Origin of the sequence: uncultured Streptococcus sp., from assembly GCF_905372115.1 — a bacterium.
Classification (GTDB): domain Bacteria; phylum Bacillota; class Bacilli; order Lactobacillales; family Streptococcaceae; genus Streptococcus.
Genome location: NZ_CAJPNR010000004.1, coordinates 1 through 20970 on the forward strand (window position 1 = coordinate 1; position 20970 = coordinate 20970).

Genomic DNA, 20970 nt, shown 5'->3' on the forward strand with positions numbered 1-20970 from the left:
AACTTTTTCATAATAATCTCCCATAAAGGCCACCCAATCCGGTGGTCTTTTTTTGCTCAAATTTTAGAATAAGACAGGAAGTTTATCGGATTGTAACTCAAATGTTAAATTTTAAAGGATACGTTATACAAAGTTAAGGTTTCTTTAAGTTAGGGGCAGTATACTATGAGTATCAAATGAAGACCTCCTAACTTTATTTGATAGAAATCCTAAACTTTTTCATAATAATCTCCCATAAAGGCCACCCAATCCGGTGGTCTTTTTTTGTGTTCAGACGCGAATTAGATTTGCTTCCTCTGCCTTATTTTCTGCTATAATAGTTCTATGAGTAGAATTTTAGACAATGAATTAATGGGTGATGAGGAATTGGTGGAGCGCACCTTGCGTCCCCAGTATTTACAGGAGTATATCGGTCAGGATAAGGTCAAGAACCAGCTGAAGATTTTTATTGAAGCGGCTAAGCTAAGGGATGAGGCGCTGGATCACACCCTGCTTTTTGGCCCTCCGGGTCTGGGGAAGACGACCATGGCCTTTGTCATTGCCAATGAACTAGGCGTAAATCTCAAGCAAACTTCAGGTCCGGTGATTGAAAAGTCCGGTGATTTGGTTGCGATCTTAAATGACCTTGAGCCGGGCGATGTCCTCTTTATAGATGAGATTCACCGCTTGCCAATGGCGGTAGAGGAAGTGCTGTACAGCGCTATGGAAGACTTTTACATCGACATTATGATTGGCTCAGGTGAGACCAGTCGCAGCGTCCATCTGGATTTGCCGCCTTTCACTCTGATTGGGGCGACCACTCGGGCAGGCATGCTGTCCAATCCTCTGCGGGCTCGCTTTGGGATTACTGGTCACATGGAGTATTATGAAGCGGACGACCTGACAGAAATTGTCGAGCGGACGGCAGAGATTTTTGAGATGGCTATTACCCACGAGGCTGCGAAGGAGCTTGCTTTGCGTAGCCGAGGCACGCCGCGGATTGCCAATCGTTTGCTCAAGCGGGTGCGGGACTACGCGCAGATTATGGGCAATGGCCTGATTGATGATAAGATAACCGACCAGGCTCTCTCCATGCTGGATGTGGATCAGGAAGGTCTGGACTATGTGGACCAGAAGATTTTGAAGACCATGATTGAGGTCTACGGTGGCGGTCCGGTAGGGCTGGGGACTCTCTCGGTCAATATTGCTGAGGAGCGCGAAACAGTGGAGGATATGTATGAGCCTTACCTGATTCAGAAAGGCTTTGTCATGCGAACTCGGACTGGGCGCGTGGCTACCCGTAAAGCTTATGAGCATCTAGGATATGAGTATATGAAGGAATGATGACAGAAAAGGAGATTTTAGACCGACTAGGTCAAGATTCAGACATCCGAGCGATTTTGGAAATTATTCGCAGTCTGGAGCTCAAGGATTCTTGGCTAGCGGCCGGATGTGTGAGGAATTTTATCTGGAATATGCTGTCAGAGCGACCAGGTTTTGACTCAGAGACGGATGTAGATGTCATATTCTTTGATCCGACTTATGCTGAGGCAGAGACGATAGAGCTGGAAGTCAAGCTCAAGGCAGACTGGCCACGGTATCAATGGGAACTGAGAAATCAAGCCTATATGCACCGCCATAGTCCTGGAACGGCACCTTATAAAAATGCTTGCGAAGCCATGAGTAAGTATCCTGAGCGCTGCACGGCTATCGGACTGCGCTTGCTGGCAAATGACAAACTGGAACTTTTTGCTCCCTATGATTTGGAGGATATCTTAAACTTTCAGGTCAGACCGACTCCTCATTTTCTTGAAAATAAGGAGCGCCAGCGTGTGTATGCTGAGCGCTTGGCTAAGAAGAATTGGCAGAAACGCTGGCCGCAGTTGGAATACCACTATCCTAATAAATAAGTAAAAATTAAGAGTAAAATGTTTAAGTTATTTTAAGGAAGTTTTAAGGAATGGATATTATACTATAGCCAAGTTAAGAAATTAACTTAACTCCTAAAACTTTTTTCTTTTTAAAAAATAATCTCCCTACAAAAAGCCACCAAACGGTGGTTTTTTGCTATTTTCAGACATGAGAGGGGCAAGGCTTGCCAGTTTTCAACGAGAATCAGGAAACTGTAAACGATTCAGAGCTAGTTTTTGCCATTATTTTGTTATAATAGATAGCGAGGTATTCTATGAAGAAAATTGTATTTGTATGTTTGGGCAATATCTGCCGCAGTCCGATGGCAGAGTTTGTCATGAAGAGTTTAACAGACCATCTGAAAATCGAGAGCCGGGCAACCTCAAGCTGGGAGCACGGCAATCCCATTCATCGGGGGACACAGGCTATTTTTAAGGAATATGCGATTGCTTATGATAGGAACAAGACTTCTCAACAGATTTCGGCAGCAGATTTTGCGGATTTTGACTATGTCATCGGTATGGATGAAAGCAATGTCCGAGATTTGAAGCGGATGGCGCCTGCGGATTTTCAGCATAAAATTTATCAGTTTGAAGAAGAAAGTGTGCCAGATCCTTGGTACACAGGAGATTTTGACCAAACCTATGATTTGGTCTTGGCTGGCTGCAAGAAGTGGCTAGAGCGTTTGGATGGATAGGAATATGGATAAGGTAAAAGAATTTTACGATAAATACAAGGTCTATCTGACCCGGCAGAATTTAGAACTCTTGGCTGTCACGGTCATTGTACTGTCAGCTATTCTGGTCTTTACTTCGGGGATTCCTGGTAAGGGCGTTTTAACGCTGGATCAGGGCAAAATCAAGTATGACGGAACCTTGATTCGCGGGAAGATGAACGGTCAGGGGACTATGACTTTTCAAAATGGGGACAGTTATAGCGGTCAATTTCGCAATGGCATCTTTGACGGCAAAGGAACCTTTACCTCGCAAGCTGGTTGGAAATATGAAGGGGACTTCAGCAAGGGTCAGGCTGATGGACAAGGAAAGCTAACGACAGAAGGCAATGTCGTTTATGAAGGAACGTTTAAACAAGGAATTTATCAAAATGCGCATTAAATGGTTTTCGCTCGTCAGAATCACGGGGCTGCTTCTAGTTCTGCTTTATCATTACTTCCAGGGCGTTTTCCCTGGCGGTTTTATTGGCGTGGATATCTTCTTTACCTTTTCTGGCTTCTTGATTACCGCTCTGCTTATTGACGAGTTTGCTAAGAAGAAAGAAATCGATATCCAAGGCTTTTTTAAACGACGTTTTTATCGGATTGTACCACCTCTGGTCTTTATGATTTTGGTCGTTATGCCCTTTACCCTCTTGATTCGTAAGGATTTTGTGGCTGGGATTGGGACGCAGATTGCGGCTGCTTTGGGCTTTGTGACCAACTTTTATGAAATGCTCTCAGGCGGCAGTTATGAGAGTCAGTTTGTGCCGCACATCTTGATCCATACTTGGAGTCTGGCTTTAGAAGTGCACTATTATGTTCTTTGGGGCTTGGCTGCTTGGGGCTTGGGCAAGGTTGCCAAGTCAACAGCCCGCTATCGCGGTATGATTGCGCTGGTTTCTGCAGGTCTCTTTTTGGTCAGCTTTGTATCAATGTTTGCTGGCGCTTTGACTACTAAGAATTACTCTGATATTTATTTCTCAAGTTTGACCCATGTCTTTCCTTTCTTTGCAGGAAGCATTCTGGCTACCTTGTCTGGTGTCGGCCATGTCAGCAGTCGCTTTAAGCTGCTGGAAGAAAAGCTGGCTCTCAAGCAAGTGCTAGGAATTATGGGGGGCAGTGCAGCTGTTTTGCTTTTGCTCAGCTTCCTACTCAAGTTTGACAATCTTTGGACCTATCTGGTAGGGTTCTTGACTTCGACTATTTTGGCCTGTCTGATGATTTTTGCTGCTAGGATGCTGCATGATAAACTCCCTGATGTGAAGGAACCTAGCCTTATCAACTTTATCGCAGATACCAGCTATGGTGTTTATCTTTTCCACTGGCCTTTCTATATTATCTTCACCCAGCTAATGGGTAATGGTTTGGCTGTTCTCTTGACCACGCTGCTGTCTCTTACTTTTGCAGCCTTATCTTTCTATATTTTGGAGCCAACTCTGGCTGGTCGTCAGCCGGTTATCATGGGAACCAAGATGGATCTATCGTCTCTTACCAGACCAATCTTTTACAGCATGATTCCGCTGACTTTGATTATGTTCTTTATCTCGGTGACAGCACCAAAGGTCGGAGCTTTTGAGGAAAGTTTGATTGTCAATGCTCTGAATCAAGCTGACACTAAGATGCAGACAACTCGAAGTCAGGTTGATCAGTCCAAGGCGACAGAGTACAATGTGGCGGACGGGATTACCATGATTGGTGACTCCGTTGCCCTACGCTCAAGCGAACAATTGCAGCAGATCTTGCCAGGAATCGAGCTAGACACTGTCGTTAGTCGCAGTCTGAGTACAGGCTTGGAGGTCTACAAGACAGATATTGCTAATAGAGTGCTGAAGAAGCAGGTTGTCCTGGCTCTTGGAACCAATTCGTCTGGTTATTCGAATGAACTTTTGGATGAGTATGTTTCCAGCCTGCCTAAGGGTCATCAACTGATCCTCGTGACCCCTTATGACGGTCGCTCAGAGGGCGGCGTCTTGGCCCAGCAGCGGGAGTATGAGCTAGAATTAGCCAAGAAGTATGACTATGTCTTTGTGGCCGACTGGCATCAAACTGCTATCGAAAATCCGCAGATTTGGGAAGGGACAGACTATGTCCACTTTGGCTCAAACTCAGAGTCCATCATTGAAGGGGGAACTCTCTATGCCAATACCATTAAGCAAGCCATAGATGAAGCAAATTCTGGTAATGTGAAACCATAAATAATCAGCTCGGTTCGTCCGAGCTTTTTATATCTAAGATAAGAAAGCGCTTTCAAATTTTATGTGAAAGTAAAAGTATGTGAAATCTCTAAAAAATAAAAAATTTTTTCACAAAAACTAAAAGAATAGGCTGTAAAATCAGTAGATTTGTTACTTATTTCACAAATCAATAGAGAAAAGTTTGTGAATGTTAAGTGAAAGTGTTTACAAAAATCGTTAAATAAGTTATAATTGAATTGTGAAATATTTAACAAAGGTTGGAGTTCTTCGTCTAACCTAAGGCAAAACCATTGGAGGAATAGAATGGCTGAAAAGAAGAAAACGGTAGAACAAGAAGACAAGGCTTTGGCAGCGCAAAAGCATGTCGACGAATTGGTGCAAAAAGGTCTGGTTGCACTCGAGGAAATGAGAAAGCTGAATCAGGAACAGGTGGACTACATCGTAGCCAAGGCCTCTGTAGCAGCTTTGGATGCCCATGGTGAGTTGGCTCTGCATGCTTATGAAGAAACGGGTCGCGGAGTTTTTGAAGATAAGGCAACTAAAAACCTTTTCGCCTGTGAGCACGTTGTGAATAATATGCGCCATACGAAAACTGTCGGCGTTATTGAAGAAGATGATGTGACTGGTTTAACCTTGATTGCGGAGCCAGTGGGTGTTGTCTGCGGAATTACTCCAACAACTAACCCAACTTCAACAGCTATTTTTAAGGCTTTGATTTCCTTAAAAACGCGTAATCCGATTATCTTTGCTTTCCACCCATCAGCTCAAGAATCTTCTGCTCATGCAGCACAAATCGTGCGTGATGCAGCGATTGCAGCAGGTGCGCCTGAAAACTGTGTGCAATGGATTACACAACCATCTATGGAAGCAACTTCTGCACTTATGAACCACGAAGGGATTGCAACAATCCTTGCGACAGGTGGTAACGCAATGGTGAAGGCAGCTTACTCATGTGGTAAGCCAGCTCTTGGGGTTGGTGCCGGAAACGTACCAGCTTACGTAGAAAAATCAGCTAATATCCGTCAAGCAGCGCACGATATCGTTATGTCTAAATCCTTTGACAATGGTATGGTCTGTGCTTCTGAGCAAGCTGTTATCATTGATAAGGAAGTTTATGATGAATTTGTAGAAGAGTTCAAATCTTATCATACTTACTTTGTAAATAAGAAAGAAAAAGCTCTGTTGGAAGAATTCTGCTTCGGTGCTAAGGCTAATAGCAAAAACTGTGCTGGTGCTAAGCTCAATCCGGATATCGTTGGTAAGCCAGCTACTTGGATTGCAGAGCAAGCAGGCTTCAGCGTGCCAGAAGATACGAATATCTTGGCTGCAGAGTGTAAAGAAGTTGGTGAAAAAGAGCCATTGACACGTGAAAAACTGTCACCTGTCATCGCTGTTCTCAAGTCTGAATCCCGTGAAGACGGTGTTGAAAAGGCCCGTCAAATGGTAGAATTCCATGGTCTTGGTCACTCAGCTGCTATCCATACAGCGGACGAAGAATTGACTAAGGAATTTGGTAAGGCTGTTCGTGCCATCCGTGTTATTTGCAACTCACCTTCTACTTTCGGCGGTATCGGGGATGTTTATAATGCCTTCCTGCCATCACTGACTCTTGGCTGTGGATCTTATGGCCGCAACTCAGTAGGTGATAACGTTAGTGCTGTGAATCTCTTGAACATCAAAAAAGTAGGAAGACGTAGAAATAATATGCAATGGATGAAACTCCCTTCAAAAACTTACTTCGAGCGTGACTCTATCCAATATCTGCAAAAGTGTCGTGATGTGGAACGTGTCATGATCGTAACAGACCATGCGATGGTAGAGCTTGGTTTCCTAGATCGTATCATCGAACAACTCGATCTTCGTCGTAATAAGGTTGTTTACCAAATCTTTGCAGACGTAGAACCAGATCCAGATATTACTACAGTTGAACGTGGTACAGAGATTATGCGTACCTTCAAACCTGATACAATCATCGCGCTTGGTGGTGGTTCACCAATGGACGCAGCTAAAGTCATGTGGCTCTTCTATGAGCAACCAGAAGTGGACTTCCGTGACCTTGTGCAAAAATTCATGGATATCCGTAAACGTGCCTTCAAATTCCCGTTGCTTGGTAAGAAGACTAAGTTTATCGCAATTCCTACAACATCTGGTACAGGTTCAGAAGTGACACCATTTGCCGTTATCTCTGACAAGGCTAACAACCGTAAGTACCCAATCGCTGACTACTCTCTGACTCCAACTGTAGCCATCGTAGACCCAGCTCTGGTACTGACTGTTCCAGGATTTGTTGCAGCAGACACTGGTATGGACGTGCTGACTCACGCAACAGAAGCTTATGTATCTCAGATGGCAAGCGACTTTACGGATGGTTTGGCTCTCCAAGCAATCAAACTAGTCTTTGAAAACCTGGAAAGCTCTGTTAAGAACGCAGACTTCCACTCTCGCGAAAAGATGCACAATGCCTCTACTATCGCTGGTATGGCCTTTGCCAATGCCTTCCTGGGAATTTCCCACTCTATGGCCCATAAGATTGGTGCTCAGTTCCATACGATCCACGGTCGTACCAATGCGATCTTGCTGCCATATGTAATCCGCTACAACGGTACACGTCCAGCTAAGACAGCGACATGGCCTAAGTACAACTACTACCGTGCGGATGAGAAATACCAAGACATTGCTCGCATGCTTGGCTTGCCAGCTTCTACTCCAGAAGAAGGTGTGGAATCTTACGCAAAAGCTGTTTATGAACTGGGAGAACGTGTCGGTATCGAAATGAACTTCAAGGCTCAAGGTATTGACGAAAAAGAATGGAAAGAACATTCACGCGAATTGGCCTTCCTTGCTTATGAAGATCAATGCTCTCCAGCCAACCCACGCCTTCCAATGGTTGACCACATGCAGGAAATCATCGAAGACGCATACTATGGCTACAAGGAACGCCCAGGACGCCGCAAATAAGCGAGCAGCTTCCTCAATTAAAAATAAGACAGTTTGTCGGTCATCCCCTGCCCTTTGGTGGGGGATTTTTCTATGTGTCTTAGCGAGGCAAGACCATTGGTCGAAGCCAAGCTTAGAGACATGGATGCTGAGGAGCGTAGCGACGTGAGCTCTAGGTCTCTTAACGAAAGGAGCTTGCTGGGGTAAAAAGACGTAAACCTTCTGATTACTTGTGATTAAGTGAGCTTTTGTGCTAAGATAAGAGGAGAATGAAAAAAGGAGAGTAATGTGATTTTTTTATCTTTATGGGCTGGGCTGTTGAGTGGTCTTTGCTGGTTATTGGGGGATATTCTGCTGGTTGGCTTTGAGGTAGATAAGGAAAGTTATGCCTACTTTACGGAGCAGAGTCGGATTGGCAATAAGAATCTGGCTATGCTGATGCTGTCTGGTTCTGTCAATCGGCTGCGTCTGGGTGCTCTGGTGGCTAACTTCTCAATTCCTCTTATGTTAGTCTCGCTTTATGCTCTCTTTGGTTTGACAAATAAGGGCTTGTGGGCCTACCTGTCAATAGCCTTGTTAGGAATTGGATTTGCCCTATCGCCAGTGGCACATGTGGCTTTTTACTACGTTGGGATCATCAGCAAAAAGGCTTATAAACGAAGCAACGGACAGGTCTGCTCAGACGAAGACAGCGAGCTTATCAATGAAGCAGTGCTCTTTCTAGATATAACCTGGCGGACAGCTATCGCTCTGACAGGTCTAGGTTGGCTCATTTACTCACTGCTAATAGTTGCCGGTCAGACAATATTGCCTGCTTATCTGGGGCTGCTGACCCCTTTACCGCTCAGTCTGTTAACTATCTTACTAGTAGAAAAGCTGAGAATCGGACGTCCCTACCTTAACGGAGCTGGCCTAAATATAGGATTTAGTTTGTTCTATTTACTGCTCCTGCTTCATATAGGTTCTTAGGCAGTGAATCGGTTAAATTTCAGAAAAAACAGAAAATCTATATGTTAACCTATTGAAAAATTTCTATTTCTGTGGTATGATGAAAGAGGTTTCAAGAATCGTTGGGAGGATAAGACATGAAAAACCCTACTTTACTTAAAGAATGTTTACATTATCGCGGAAGAGATGAAATGCCCGACGATTTTGATACCTTTTGGAATAAACAAGTGGCGGAGTTGGAAGTGCCTCAGGACTACCAGTTGCTGGAAAAAGATTTTCAAATTGCATATGCGACTTGCTATGAGCTAACCTTCAAGTCTGGAAACGGTGGACAAATCTACGCTAAGCTAGTTGTGCCTAAGTTATCAGAAAAAGTTCCGGTATTGTTTCATTTTCATGGTTATATGGGGCAGGGATGGGATTGGTCTGATATGCTGGCCTATACGGCAGCGGGCTGGGGTGTGGTGTCGATGGATGTTCGTGGTCAGTCAGGATATTCACTGGATGGTGATAGAGAAGTCCGCGGCAATACTGTTAAAGGACATATTATCCGCGGGGCTCTAGATGGACCGGATCAGCTCTTTTTCAAGGATGTCTATCTGGATGTTTACACCTTGGTCGAGCTAGTGGCTGGTTTGGACTTCGTGGATGAAAACCGTTTGTCTAGTTTTGGAGGCTCACAGGGCGGAGCCTTGGCTTTGGTAGCAGCTGCATTAAATTCTCGGATCAAGCAGACTGTAGCCATCTATCCCTTCCTTGCTGACTTTAGACGGGTTTTGGAGATTGGCAATACCAGTGAAGCCTATGATGAGCTCTTTCGTTATTTCAAATTCCATGATCCTTTTCATGAGACAGAAGAGCAGTTGTTGCGGACACTTGCTTATATTGACGTGAAAAATCTGGCCCATCGTATTAGCTGTCCAGTGCAGATGATTATTGGCCTAGAGGATGATGTTTGCTATCCTATCACGCAGTTTGCCATCTATAACAGCTTGGCTGGAGAAAAAGAGTATCATCTCCTGCCTGAGTATGGGCATGAGGCTATGAATGTCCGTGTCAGCGATACTGTCTTTAACTGGCTCTGCGGAACCAAAATAAAAAGACTTTCTCTCGTTTCGGACTTGAAATCCGAGAGATAATATTCGTCCCCCCTTTGGGGCTAGGTAAAGGCCTAGCCCTTTTTACTTGCCTGAGGGAGTATAGAAAGTGAGAATCTTTTTAGAAGTTTGCTTGCTCTTTCATTGACTTTTCTACAAAACGGATTTCTGAAAGTACTTTCAGAAATTTCTGCTTTTCTGGAAAATTCGGAAACTAAAATCTAAATTTCAAACAATATTGAAAGCGCTTTAAAAATTATTTATAATAACATTATGAAATACTCGAGTTAAAAAACGGAGTCCAGGATAAGGAAGTAAAAATATTTGTTTGCGGCCTTCTTCTCTGCTCCACCTGAGGTCCTAGGTAGTTGTTAGACTATCTGATCAGACCGACGTCTTACGAAAGGAGATTGTATATTCATGTCACAGATTTTAAAAGATGACTTGATAGCCAAGATTAAAGACGGCATCATTGTTTCCTGTCAAGCCTTGCCCCAGGAGCCGCTTTATACGGAAGCTGGAGGAGTCATTCCTCTCTTGGTCAAGGCAGCTGAGCAGGGCGGTGCTGTAGGTATTCGAGCTAATAGCGTTCGCGATATTCGGGAGATTAAGGAAGTAACTTCTCTGCCTATCATCGGAATTATCAAACGCGACTATCCGCCACAAGAGCCTTTTATCACGGCTACCATGCGGGAAGTGGATGAGTTGGCTGCTCTGGATATTGAAGTCATTGCTCTGGACTGTACCAAGCGGGAGCGCCATGATGGCCTGACAATTGCGGATTTCATCAAGCAGGTCAAGGCCAAGTATCCCCATCAGCTATTGATGGCAGATATCAGCACCTATGAGGAAGCCGCTGCTGCTGTAGAAGCTGGTGTAGACTTTGTCGGCACGACCTTGTCGGGCTACACTTCCTACAGCCCTAAGGTTGACGGACCGGACATTGAGCTCATCCGCCGCTTGTGCCAAGCAGGCTTTGACGTCATCGCTGAAGGAAAGATTCATTATCCAAGTCAAGCCAAGCAGATACATGATTTGGGTGTAAGAGGCATCGTTGTCGGCGGAGCCATTACTCGGCCTAAAGAAATTACAGAGCGCTTTGTTGCAGGATTAAAATAAGTGAGGTAGATGAATGACAACCTTAACACTAAATAAACTATATAAAAAATATCCTAATAGTGATTTTTACTCTGTTGAAAATTTTGATTTGGATATTAAGGATAAGGAGTTTATCGTTTTTGTAGGACCTTCCGGTTGCGGGAAATCAACAACCTTGCGGATGATTGCAGGACTTGAGGATATCACAGAAGGGGAGCTCTATATTGATCAAAATCTTGTCAATGACATTGCTCCTAAAGATCGGGATATCGCCATGGTTTTCCAAAATTATGCCCTTTATCCTCACATGACTGTTTATGACAATATGGCATTCGGACTCAAGCTTCGCAAGTATGACAAGGCTGATATTGACAAAAGAGTTCAGGAAGCGGCGGAAATCCTTGGGCTGAAAGAACTGCTGGATCGTAAACCAGCCGACCTATCTGGTGGTCAGCGTCAGCGGGTAGCTATGGGGCGGGCGATTGTCCGTGATGCCAAGGTCTTCCTTATGGATGAGCCTTTATCTAACTTGGATGCTAAGCTGCGCGTGTCCATGCGGGCAGAAATCGCAAAAATTCACCGCCGTATCGGAGCGACGACAATCTATGTAACCCACGATCAGACCGAGGCCATGACCTTGGCTGACCGCATCGTTATCATGTCAGCTACTAAGAACGAAGCAGGAACAGGTACTATCGGCCGAATTGAGCAAATCGGTACACCTCAGGAACTTTATAACGAGCCAGCTAATAAATTTGTGGCAGGTTTTATCGGCAGTCCAGCCATGAATTTCTTTGAAGTGAACTTAGAGGGCAATCAGCTTACAGACGGACAAGGTTTTGCTGTTGGACTTCCAGATGGTCAGCGTAAAATCCTAGAAGAAAAAGGCTATCAAGGAAAGAAAGTGATACTGGGCATTCGACCAGAGGATATCTCGGCTGAGTTGATAGTGGAAGACACTTTTCCAGATAGCACTGTAGATGCTGAAGTCACCGTTTCTGAGTTGCTAGGCAGCGAGTCTGTTCTCTATTGTAAGGCTGGCGTACAAGAATTTTCAGCCAAGGTGGAAGCTTCTAACTATTTGGAGCCTGGCTCTAAGATTCGCTTTACCTTTAAGATGCCTAAGGCTCATATATTTGATTTTGATAGTCAGGAGCGAATCAAAATCTAAGAATTTTAAACAAAAATGAAAACGCTATCTATAAAAAGAGAATTATTAAAAGGGAGTGAATTTATCGAGTTAAGGTTCTAAAAATACTTATTTACTGTTCTGAAGAAGCAGTAAAACAAGAAGGACTAACAGGTCCATGTCTGTCACCAGGTCCAATCCTTACTTGAAACTGGAAAAACAAAGACAAATAAGTCTCTCAGTTTTTGTAAAGAAAAGGACTAGATTTAAGAGAAATTCATTTTTAAGGAGAAAAGAATATGAAATTCGGAAAATTATTCGCATCGTTATTGACAGGTGCTGCAATTGTTTCTTTAGCAGCTTGTGGAAACAGTGGCGGATCAGATAAAACAGCTAGCTCGGGCAGTAATTCTGGCAAAACAGAGATTACTTGGTGGGCTTTCCCAGTCTTCACACAGGAAAATGCCAACGATGGTGTTGGAACTTATGAAAAATCAATTATCGAGGCTTTTGAAAAAGCGAACCCAGATATTCACGTCAATCTAGAAACTATTGACTTTAAATCTGGTCCTGAAAAGATTACGACCGCTATCGAAGCAGGCACAGCACCGGATGTTTTGTTTGATGCACCAGGTCGGATTATCCAGTATGGAAAAAATGGTAAATTAGCTGATTTGAATGATCTCTTTACTGATGACTTTGTCAAAGATGTCAATAATGATAACATTATCCAAGCCAGCAAGGCAGGAGACAAGGCTTACATGTATCCTATCAGCTCTGCTCCATTCTATATGGCTTTCAATAAGAAAATGTTGGAAGATGCTGGTGTAGCAAATCTTGTCAAGGAAGGCTGGACAACATCTGATTTTGAAAAAGTGCTGAAAGCTCTGAAAGATAAAGGCTACACTCCAGGTTCCCTCTTTAGTAATGGTCAAGGTGGTGACCAAGGAACTCGTGCCTTCATCGCTAATCTTTACGGCGGATCTATTACAGACGAAAAAGTTACCAAATACACAACTGATGATCCTAAGTTTGTCAAAGGACTGGAAAAAGCAGTTGGCTGGATTAACGACGGTTTGATGATGAACGGCTCTCAATATGATGGTGGAGCAGATATTCAAAACTTTGCTAACGGCCAAACATCCTACACTCTTCTTTGGGCTCCTTCTCAAAATGGTATTCAAGCACAACTTTTAGAAGCCAGCAAAGTCGATGTGGTGGAAGTACCGTTCCCATCAGAATCTGGCAAACCAGCTCTTGAATATCTTGTAAACGGATTTGCAGTCTTTAACAATAAAGATGAAAAGAAAGTAGCAGCTTCTAAGAAATTCGTCCAATTTATCGCTGATGACAAAGAGTGGGGACCTAAGAATGTAGTTCGTACAGGTGCTTTCCCAGTTCGTACTTCATTTGGAAAACTCTATGATGATAAACGTATGGAAACCATCAGTGGCTGGACTCAGTACTATTCACCATATTACAACACGATTGATGGCTTTGCGGAAATGAGAACCCTTTGGTTCCCAATGCTCCAATCTGTATCCAATGGTGATGAAAAGGTTGAACCTGCTTTGAAGACATTTACAGAAAAAGCAAACGAAACTATTACTAAAAAATAAGCAAATGTGAAATCCTCCCCTTTTTCTGTTGACGGTTTCTAGAAGTAGAAAAAGGGGGATTTTGTTAGAAAATCTTGAAAGAGGGGTACCTCATTGTGAAAGTCAATAAAATCAGAATGAAAGAAACCCTAGTATCATACGCGTTTTTAGCTCCAATACTGATATTTTTCACGGTATTTGTCTTGGCACCTATGATTATGGGTTTTGTTACTAGTTTTTTTAACTATACGATGACCTCCTTTACTTTTGTCGGATTTGATAATTATATTCGGATGTTTAAAGATCCGGTCTTTATGAAATCGCTGATTAATACGGTCATTATCGTGGTCGGCTCTGTGCCGATTGTAGTTCTCTTCTCTTTGTTTGTGGCTTCGCAGACTTATGAGATGAATGCTGTCTCTCGTTCCTTTTACCGTTTTGTATTCTTCCTGCCAGTTGTTACAGGGAGCGTAGCTGTGACGGTCGTATGGAAATGGATCTACGATCCGCTGTCTGGTATTTTGAACTTTGTTTTGAAGTCAGGCCATGTCATCAATCAAAATATTTCTTGGCTTGGGGATAAACATTGGGCATTGCTAGCGATTATCATTATTCTCTTAACAACTTCTGTGGGCCAGCCTATCATTCTCTATATCGCAGCAATGGGAAATATTGATAATTCTCTAGTTGAGGCTGCACGAGTGGATGGTGCAACAGAAATGCAAGTCTTCTGGAAGATCAAATGGCCTAGCCTGCTTCCAACAACCCTTTACATTGCTATCATTACTACAATTAACTCATTCCAGTGTTTTGCCTTGATTCAGCTCTTGACATCAGGCGGACCTAATTATTCAACCAGTACGCTCATGTACTATCTGTATGAAAAAGCCTTCAAGTTATCTGAATACGGCTATGCTAATACCATGGGAGTCTTTTTAGCAGTCATGATTGCCATCATCAGCTTTGCCCAATTCAAGATTCTTGGAAACGATGTAGAATACTAGAGAAAGGAGAAAGAAGATGCAAACTAAAAAAATGAACGTTTTTAAGGTGGTATCAGGCTTTGTTTTGGCCATATTAACCATCCTCTTTGTCTTTCCTTTCTATTGGATTTTGACAGGAGCTTTCAAGTCTCAACCAGCAACGATTGTCATTCCGCCAGAATGGTGGCCAAAAATGCCAACGGTTGAAAACTTCCAGCAATTGATGGTGCAAAATCCAGCCATGCAATGGATGTGGAATAGTGTTTTCATTTCGCTTGCGACCATGTTTCTGGTCTGTGCTACTTCTTCTTTGGCAGGATATGTTTTGGCCAAGAAGCGGTTCTATGGTCAACGGATTCTTTTTGCCATCTTCATTGCGGCCATGGCTTTGCCTAAGCAAGTAGTACTGGTACCATTAGTGCGTATTGTTAATTTCATGGGAATTCACGATACCTTGGCTGCAGTAATCTTACCGTTGGTTGGCTGGCCTTTCGGAGTTTTTCTAATGAAGCAGTTCAGTGAAAATATCCCGACAGAGCTTCTTGAGTCTGCAAAGATCGACGGTTGTGGCGAAATTCGGACTTTCTGGAGTGTTGCTTTCCCGATTGTCAAACCGGGCTTTGCGGCTCTAGCTATTTTCACCTTTATCAATACCTGGAACGACTACTTTATGCAGCTGGTTATGTTGACATCTCGTCAGAATCTGACAATCTCGCTCGGGGTTGCGACTATGCAGGCTGAAATGGCAACCAACTATGGCCTCATTATGGCTGGAGCAGCTTTGGCTGCAGTGCCAATTGTGGCAGTCTTCCTCATCTTCCAAAAATCCTTCACACAAGGAATCACGATGGGAGCTGTTAAGGGATAGAAATATGATTTTTGATCAATTAGAGAATCTTGTTCGCTATCGAGGGATTCACGAAAATATCGATACAGCCATTGATTATCTCCTGAGTCACGATGTATCTAATCTAAACTCAGGGCGCTATGAAGTAGATGGTGATAGGGTCTTCTTCTTTTTGCAGGAAAATACTCTCAGTCAGCAGCAAGAGGAAAGCTTTGAATTTCACCAGAGATACTTGGACCTGCACTTTCTTTTGGAAGGGCATGAACTGATCCAATATGGCTGTCAGATTAGAGAAGTTCAGGAAGCCTATGATGAAGGGCGAGATATTGGTTTTGTTGTTTGCAAACAGACTTATCCGCTCTTGTTAGACGGTTTCAATTTTGCTGCTTTTTTGCCAGAAGAAGCCCACCAGCCTAATCAATTTGCTGGCAGAGAAGAGACAGTTAAAAAGTGTGTATTTAAAGTTTTGTTGGATTAATATTTGAAAAGGAGGCTAGCAATGGATAAAAGAGGTGCTCGATTGATAGAGACTATTTTTGATACGGATAATTTCTTTATGCAGATTTGTGAGAAAATCCTTGATTTAGCGACAGTAAACTTGCTTTTTCTGCTGACATCTCTGCCTCTTCTAACCATCGGTATTGCGAAGCTAAGCCTCTATCAAACTCTTTTTGAGATCAAAGGCGGTCGTCGTGTAAAAGTAACGGCTGTCTATATCAAGGCCTTCCGAGAAAATTGGCAGTTGGGCTTCAAGTTGGGCCTGCTGGAGCTGATGCTGTCTGCTATCAGTATTTTTGACCTTCTTCTTATCTGGGGTCAGGAGGCTCTACCTTTTCAAATACTGAAAGTTGCCTGCTTTGCTCTTCTTATCTTTACAACAGCGCTTTTTCTGTGTGTTTATCCACTGGCTGGCCGATTTGAGCAGTCTCTTATAGGTGGGTTACAGACTAGTCTAGTTTTGCTCAGTCTTAACTTTCCTTGGTTTTTCCTGATGATAGCTATTCTAGTAGCTATTTTGACAGTGCTTCTTAGTTCAGGACTTTTACTTTTACTAGGGCTATCGCTCTTTGTTTTAATCGGTTTTGCTGGATTGGCCTTCACGCAGATTACTGTTTTAGAGAAGATTTTTGCCAAATACGAAAAGCCTTAATTTATAGAAATTCTAGATTTGGAGATAAAAGAAAATGAAAAATATGACCAAATACCAAGGTGTCATTCCTGCTTTCTACGCTTGCTATGACGAGGAAGGTGAAATCAGCCCGGAGCGGACTCGCGCTTTAGTGGAATATTTCATCGCCAAGAGCGTACAAGGTCTTTATGTCAACGGTTCTTCGGGCGAGTGTATCTATCTGAGTGTAGAAGACCGAAAACGGGTTCTAGAAGAAGTGATGAAAGTTGCTAAGGGGCGTCTGACTATCATTGCCCATGTGGCTTGCAACAATACTAAAGACAGCGTGGAGCTGGCTCGTCATGCGGAAAGTTTGGGAGTCGATGCTATTGCAGCTATTCCGCCGATTTATTTCCGTTTGCCAGAGTATTCGGTTGCCCAATATTGGAATGACATCAGTGCGGCGGCGCCTAATACTGATTTCGTGATTTATAATATCCCTCAGCTGGCTGGTGTAGCCTTAACTCCTAGCCTTTACAAGGAAATGCTCAAGAATGAGCGCGTGATTGGTGTGAAGAACTCTTCAATGCCAGTGCAGGATATTCAGACCTTTGTAGCTCTTGGGGGAGAAGATCATGTGGTCTTTAATGGTCCAGATGAGCAATTCTTAGGTGGCCGTCTTATGGGTGCTGCAGCCGGTATCGGTGGTACATACGGGGCTATGCCAGAGCTCTTTCTCAAACTCAATCAATTGATTGCTGACAAGGAATTGGAACGGGCTAAAGAATTGCAATATGCGATAAATGCAATCATCGGAAAATTAACCAGTGCCCGCGGCAATATGTACGCTGTTATAAAGGGTGTTTTGGAAATTAATGAAGGCTTGACCATCGGATCTGTCCGTTCTCCTCTAACACCGCTACACGAAAGTGATCGGCCAATTGTGGAAGAAGCTGCTCAATTGATTAGACAAACCAAGGAGCAATTTTTATAAGCAACAGGATAAACACTAGAGAGAAGGTGTGCTATGAAACACTATGTTGCCATTGATATTGGCGGTACCAATATCAAGTATGGCTTGATCAACGAGGCTGAGACCTTGGTGGAAGCACATGAAATGCCGACAGAGGCCCACAAAGGTGGTCCGGGAATTATGCAAAAGGTTGAAGCGATTGTTGCAGCCTATTTAGAAAAAGGACCTCTGGCTGGGATTTGTATTTCTTCGGCTGGTATGGTGGATCCAGACAAGGGTGAAATTTTCTATGCTGGGCCACAGATTCCTAATTACGCTGGGACCCAGTTCAAAAAAGTGCTGGAAGAAACATTCTCCCTGCCTTGTGAGATTGAAAATGATGTCAACTGTGCTGGTCTGGCGGAGGCTATGTCGGGTAGTGGCAAGGGAGCGAAGATTGCCCTTTGTTTGACAATCGGTACAGGTATTGGAGGCTGTCTGGTCGTAGATGGTCAGGTCTTCCATGGCTTTAGTAACTCTGCTTGTGAGGTCGGATACCTGCATCTACCAGACGGAGCTTTCCAAGATGTGGCATCTACAACAGCTCTGGTCAATTATGTGGCTGAGCTACATGGAGAAGACGCAGAGTATTGGAATGGCCGTCGGATTTTCAAAGAAGCAACTGAGGGCAATAAACTCTGTATCGAAGGCATCGATCGCATGGTTGGCTATCTGGGTCAAGGAATTGCCAATATCTGCTATGTCGTTAATCCAGAAGTTGTTATTCTAGGCGGAGGCATCATGGGACAAGAAGCTATCCTTAGACCGCGTATTCAGGCGGCTTTGCAGGATGCTTTGGTTCCAAGCATTGCTGACAAAACCAAACTGGCCTTTGCTCATCATCAAAATACTGCGGGTATGTTTGGAGCCTACTATCATTTCAAAAATAGACAAGTTTAACCTGAGATTTTTCTCAGGTTCCTTGTCTTTTAAGAGGAAAATCAAATGGCAGAAAGAAGTTTCATTCAGGAAGCTGCTCAGCTTCTAGGTTCTTTGATGGAAGATTTTCAAAAGAAGGCAATTCGGTCAAGAGATGAAATCCGCTTTTACGAGTGCTTAGCAGAAGTTTTAAGGAGCTTGGAGAAAACCAAGGCCCTGGATAACCGTCTTCTCATTGCTCTTGAAAGCTTCCATAAAAGTGCTAGTTTTTTAATTGGTCTTAGTAGCCTCAAACTGGATCAGCCTACTTATCAAAAGTGGCGTGCCTACGATGCCTTTCATATGGAAAAAGTTCAGCCCCAATTAGAAATCTATGGGCCAATCCTCCCCTTGTGAAAGAAAGAGGAAAAATTTAGACCAAAAAAGAAAACGAGTCAGAAAATCCTGATTCGTTTTTATCGTTTGTGGGTATTGCGGCGGTAGTAGGTTGAAGTCTATCGGGGTTTCACTTCAATAGGGTCAAGGCCAAATAAATAATTATCTCTAGGAACAATTGTAGCTTTAATATGGACATTTTGATTTATTCCAGTGACTCCTTGTTTAGATAGATTGGTAAGACTAACTCTATGAAGTTGGAAAGCTGGACCTGTGAGTGCTCCTGTATCGCCTGCATAAATCAGTACATCAGCATTATATTTTGTATTCGTAAGGCGTTGGATGTCCGCGATATATCCATCAAATTCAACAACTTTCCCAGAATATTTCTTTGTAAATTCTTTTATTTTTCCCTCTTCATCAGTTTGTAGAATGGATGCAAATTCGGCATTGTTTTCGGTAGTTATTACTTCTTGAGTAGAAGAACTAGAGTTTTGTATGTTCTTTTCAGTTGAAGCGGCTGCACTGGAATTTTCAACATCACTCACAGGTGATTTTTCTTCAGTTGTCTGTTCAGGAAAAGTGTGGTAAGAAACAATTATTTCAGTATCTTTATTAATTTTTTCATTTTTCTTGAAATCTGTTATTCCATCTACTTTAACTTGATCAATTGTTCCATCTTTTTTTAACCACCCAAATACCAAATCATCAATTTTTTCAGTTTTTATGTTAGTGAATCCAGCTTTTTTCAGTTTTTTAACAATATCTTTATAATTTTGTTTTGAAATTTCTTTAGAAGAAAAGGGGAGACTAATTAAATTCTCATCCGCTTCGTTGGAAGCAAAAGAGTGATATGAGATAGTAATTAAGGAATCCTTTCGAAATTTATCACTACTGTTGAATTTTGTTTTTCCGTCAATTTTAACTTCTTCAACATCACCATTTTCAATGTCCCCTTCTTTAGTAAAAACTCCGAGTGGTAAATCCTTAATTTCATTGGTTTTTATATTAGTAAAACCTGCATCGTTTAACTTTTTGATAACGTTTTGATATTCTTGATATTTAGCTTCTTTACTGGAAATAGTTACCTTAATGGAATCCGTAGAATTCGCGTTGACAACATAAGCAGTTTGTAATGAAGTTAATAATAAACCGCAAGAAAGATAAATTCCTAATTTTTTCATAATAAGCTCCTTTTAACCTTTTAGTTAGAGTATAACATAACAAGTAGGACAATAATATAATTTGTAAAATTATTTCAATATTTATTTTCTTGTTATCTTCTCCGATAATAACCATTCAATTTCTGATTCTCCCAAAAGCTGTTAAAGATTCTTTCTTTCTTCTCGCGGTTAATCTCGAGGAAAAAGGCATAGATGAGGTCAATCATGAGAAGCATGGGGAATTGTGCGGAAATCCGTAGGATAAACTCAGGCTTGCTTTGAAGGGCAACAGGAACGACTTCAGTGAAGTCTTCTTGAATCTTTTCAGGTTGTCCAGTCACCAAGATGGTTTTTGCTCCCATATTTTTAGCGTCAATCAAGCTGTCAATGATGGACTGGGTCTGTCCGGATAGAGAAAATCCGATAACGAGGCAGTTCTTGTCCAGAATACTAGTTGTCCAAGCGAAGCCATCTTGGTCGGTTAGGGCTTCACAAACGACTCCCAGTCTCATGAAGCGCAGCTTCATATCACGTGCTACTAAGCCTGAGCTCCCTGTTCCAAAGAAATAAACACGGTCGGCCTCTTCTATGATTTGAGCCACTCGCTTCAGCTTTTCCTCATCTATCAGTTCTTTTGTCTGCTGGTGGATTTGATTGTAGTTGTACAAGACATGACGGGATAAGCTGCTTTGCATATTATCCGCCTCGATTTGCGACTTTTGTAGGTCCTGTAAATATTGAAAGCTAAATTCCCGATAACCTTTAAAGCCACATTTTTTGGCGAAACGGGTCAAGGCTGCTTGAGAAATGTGCAAGGTTTGAGCGACTTGCAAAGAGGGTAAATCCTCTTGAATACTATTTGGATTCAAAAAATAGTGACCAATCCTCTGTTCCAAGTCGGTCATCTTGTCAAGATGGCTCTCAATGATAGCCAAGATATTTTGCTGACTCATAAAATCACTTTCTTCATGGGATAATGTTTATTAAAAGTTTAGG

20 protein-coding genes and 1 pseudogene are annotated in these 20970 nt (G+C 42.7%); 19 read left to right on the forward strand and 2 right to left on the reverse strand.

Annotated elements, in window-relative coordinates; all coding sequences use genetic code 11:
* Positions 1–324 precede the first annotated feature (324 nt).
* The 19 genes and pseudogenes from ruvB to QZ169_RS02345 all read left to right on the forward strand — a co-directional run bounded on the left by ruvB (position 325) and on the right by QZ169_RS02345 (position 18832).
* Positions 325–1323, forward strand: coding sequence for a Holliday junction branch migration DNA helicase RuvB (gene ruvB / locus QZ169_RS02255; protein ID WP_295504632.1), 999 nt, complete (start codon positions 325–327; stop codon positions 1321–1323).
* Entirely contained in the window at positions 1320–1889 is a 570-nt protein-coding gene (locus QZ169_RS02260; protein WP_295504634.1) for a nucleotidyltransferase family protein, read from the forward strand. The genes ruvB and QZ169_RS02260 overlap by 4 nt, the downstream gene beginning before the upstream one ends.
* Before the next feature lie 275 nt (positions 1890–2164).
* On the forward strand, positions 2165–2587 hold the full coding sequence (locus QZ169_RS02265; RefSeq protein WP_295504636.1) for a low molecular weight protein-tyrosine-phosphatase: 423 nt from the start codon (positions 2165–2167) through the stop codon (positions 2585–2587).
* Positions 2580–3005, forward strand: coding sequence for an MORN repeat-containing protein (locus QZ169_RS02270; RefSeq protein ID WP_295504638.1), 426 nt, complete (start codon positions 2580–2582; stop codon positions 3003–3005). The genes QZ169_RS02265 and QZ169_RS02270 overlap by 8 nt, the downstream gene beginning before the upstream one ends.
* Positions 2995–4800, forward strand: coding sequence for an acyltransferase family protein (locus QZ169_RS02275; RefSeq protein WP_295504788.1), 1806 nt, complete (start codon positions 2995–2997; stop codon positions 4798–4800). Before QZ169_RS02270 ends, QZ169_RS02275 begins: the two co-directional genes overlap by 11 nt.
* A gap of 303 nt (positions 4801–5103) precedes the next feature.
* A complete protein-coding gene (gene adhE / locus QZ169_RS02280; protein ID WP_227965189.1) occupies positions 5104–7758 on the forward strand; it encodes a bifunctional acetaldehyde-CoA/alcohol dehydrogenase in 2655 nt (884 codons plus the stop codon).
* A gap of 81 nt (positions 7759–7839) precedes the next feature.
* Positions 7840–7944: pseudogene (locus QZ169_RS02285) on the forward strand (shikimate dehydrogenase); the annotation flags it as partial.
* Between the two features lie 81 nt (positions 7945–8025).
* Positions 8026–8706: a DUF6796 family protein gene (locus QZ169_RS02290; protein WP_002901985.1), complete on the forward strand. Its 681-nt coding sequence runs from the start codon at positions 8026–8028 to the stop codon at positions 8704–8706.
* A 116-nt stretch (positions 8707–8822) separates the two neighbouring features.
* The gene (locus QZ169_RS02295; RefSeq protein WP_295504642.1) at positions 8823–9824 is read left to right on the forward strand and encodes an acetylxylan esterase; all 1002 of its coding nucleotides are present in this window, start codon (positions 8823–8825) and stop codon (positions 9822–9824) included.
* A gap of 378 nt (positions 9825–10202) precedes the next feature.
* Entirely contained in the window at positions 10203–10901 is a 699-nt protein-coding gene (locus QZ169_RS02300) for an N-acetylmannosamine-6-phosphate 2-epimerase (protein WP_048773683.1), read from the forward strand.
* A gap of 13 nt (positions 10902–10914) precedes the next feature.
* Entirely contained in the window at positions 10915–12051 is a 1137-nt protein-coding gene (locus tag QZ169_RS02305; RefSeq protein ID WP_002931787.1) for an ABC transporter ATP-binding protein, read from the forward strand.
* Positions 12052–12308: 257 nt separating this feature from the next.
* A complete protein-coding gene (locus tag QZ169_RS02310; protein WP_002926440.1) occupies positions 12309–13628 on the forward strand; it encodes an ABC transporter substrate-binding protein in 1320 nt (439 codons plus the stop codon).
* A 95-nt stretch (positions 13629–13723) separates the two neighbouring features.
* Positions 13724–14611, forward strand: coding sequence for a carbohydrate ABC transporter permease (locus QZ169_RS02315; RefSeq protein ID WP_032906291.1), 888 nt, complete (start codon positions 13724–13726; stop codon positions 14609–14611).
* A gap of 16 nt (positions 14612–14627) precedes the next feature.
* Entirely contained in the window at positions 14628–15458 is an 831-nt protein-coding gene (locus tag QZ169_RS02320) for a carbohydrate ABC transporter permease (protein WP_002905745.1), read from the forward strand.
* 4 nt (positions 15459–15462) lie between these two features.
* Entirely contained in the window at positions 15463–15915 is a 453-nt protein-coding gene (locus QZ169_RS02325) for a YhcH/YjgK/YiaL family protein (protein WP_002922732.1), read from the forward strand.
* Positions 15916–15936: 21 nt separating this feature from the next.
* The gene (locus QZ169_RS02330; RefSeq protein WP_002922731.1) at positions 15937–16587 is read left to right on the forward strand and encodes a DUF624 domain-containing protein; all 651 of its coding nucleotides are present in this window, start codon (positions 15937–15939) and stop codon (positions 16585–16587) included.
* Between the two features lie 34 nt (positions 16588–16621).
* Complete coding sequence (locus QZ169_RS02335) at positions 16622–17539, forward strand: N-acetylneuraminate lyase (protein ID WP_002922729.1); 918 nt, start codon at positions 16622–16624, stop codon at positions 17537–17539.
* A gap of 33 nt (positions 17540–17572) precedes the next feature.
* Entirely contained in the window at positions 17573–18457 is an 885-nt protein-coding gene (locus tag QZ169_RS02340; protein ID WP_002922727.1) for an ROK family protein, read from the forward strand.
* A 45-nt stretch (positions 18458–18502) separates the two neighbouring features.
* Positions 18503–18832, forward strand: a complete 330-nt coding sequence (locus tag QZ169_RS02345; RefSeq protein ID WP_002922726.1) for a hypothetical protein — start codon at positions 18503–18505, stop codon at positions 18830–18832.
* 98 nt (positions 18833–18930) lie between these two features.
* On the opposite strand, the gene QZ169_RS02350 is transcribed toward QZ169_RS02345, so the two are convergent.
* Both QZ169_RS02350 and QZ169_RS02355 read right to left on the reverse strand, forming a co-directional pair.
* Positions 18931–19995, reverse strand: a complete 1065-nt coding sequence (locus tag QZ169_RS02350) for a DUF4839 domain-containing protein (RefSeq protein ID WP_002922725.1) — start codon at positions 19993–19995, stop codon at positions 18931–18933.
* 92 nt (positions 19996–20087) lie between these two features.
* A complete protein-coding gene (locus QZ169_RS02355; RefSeq protein WP_002922724.1) occupies positions 20088–20927 on the reverse strand; it encodes a MurR/RpiR family transcriptional regulator in 840 nt (279 codons plus the stop codon).
* Positions 20928–20970 lie beyond the last annotated feature (43 nt).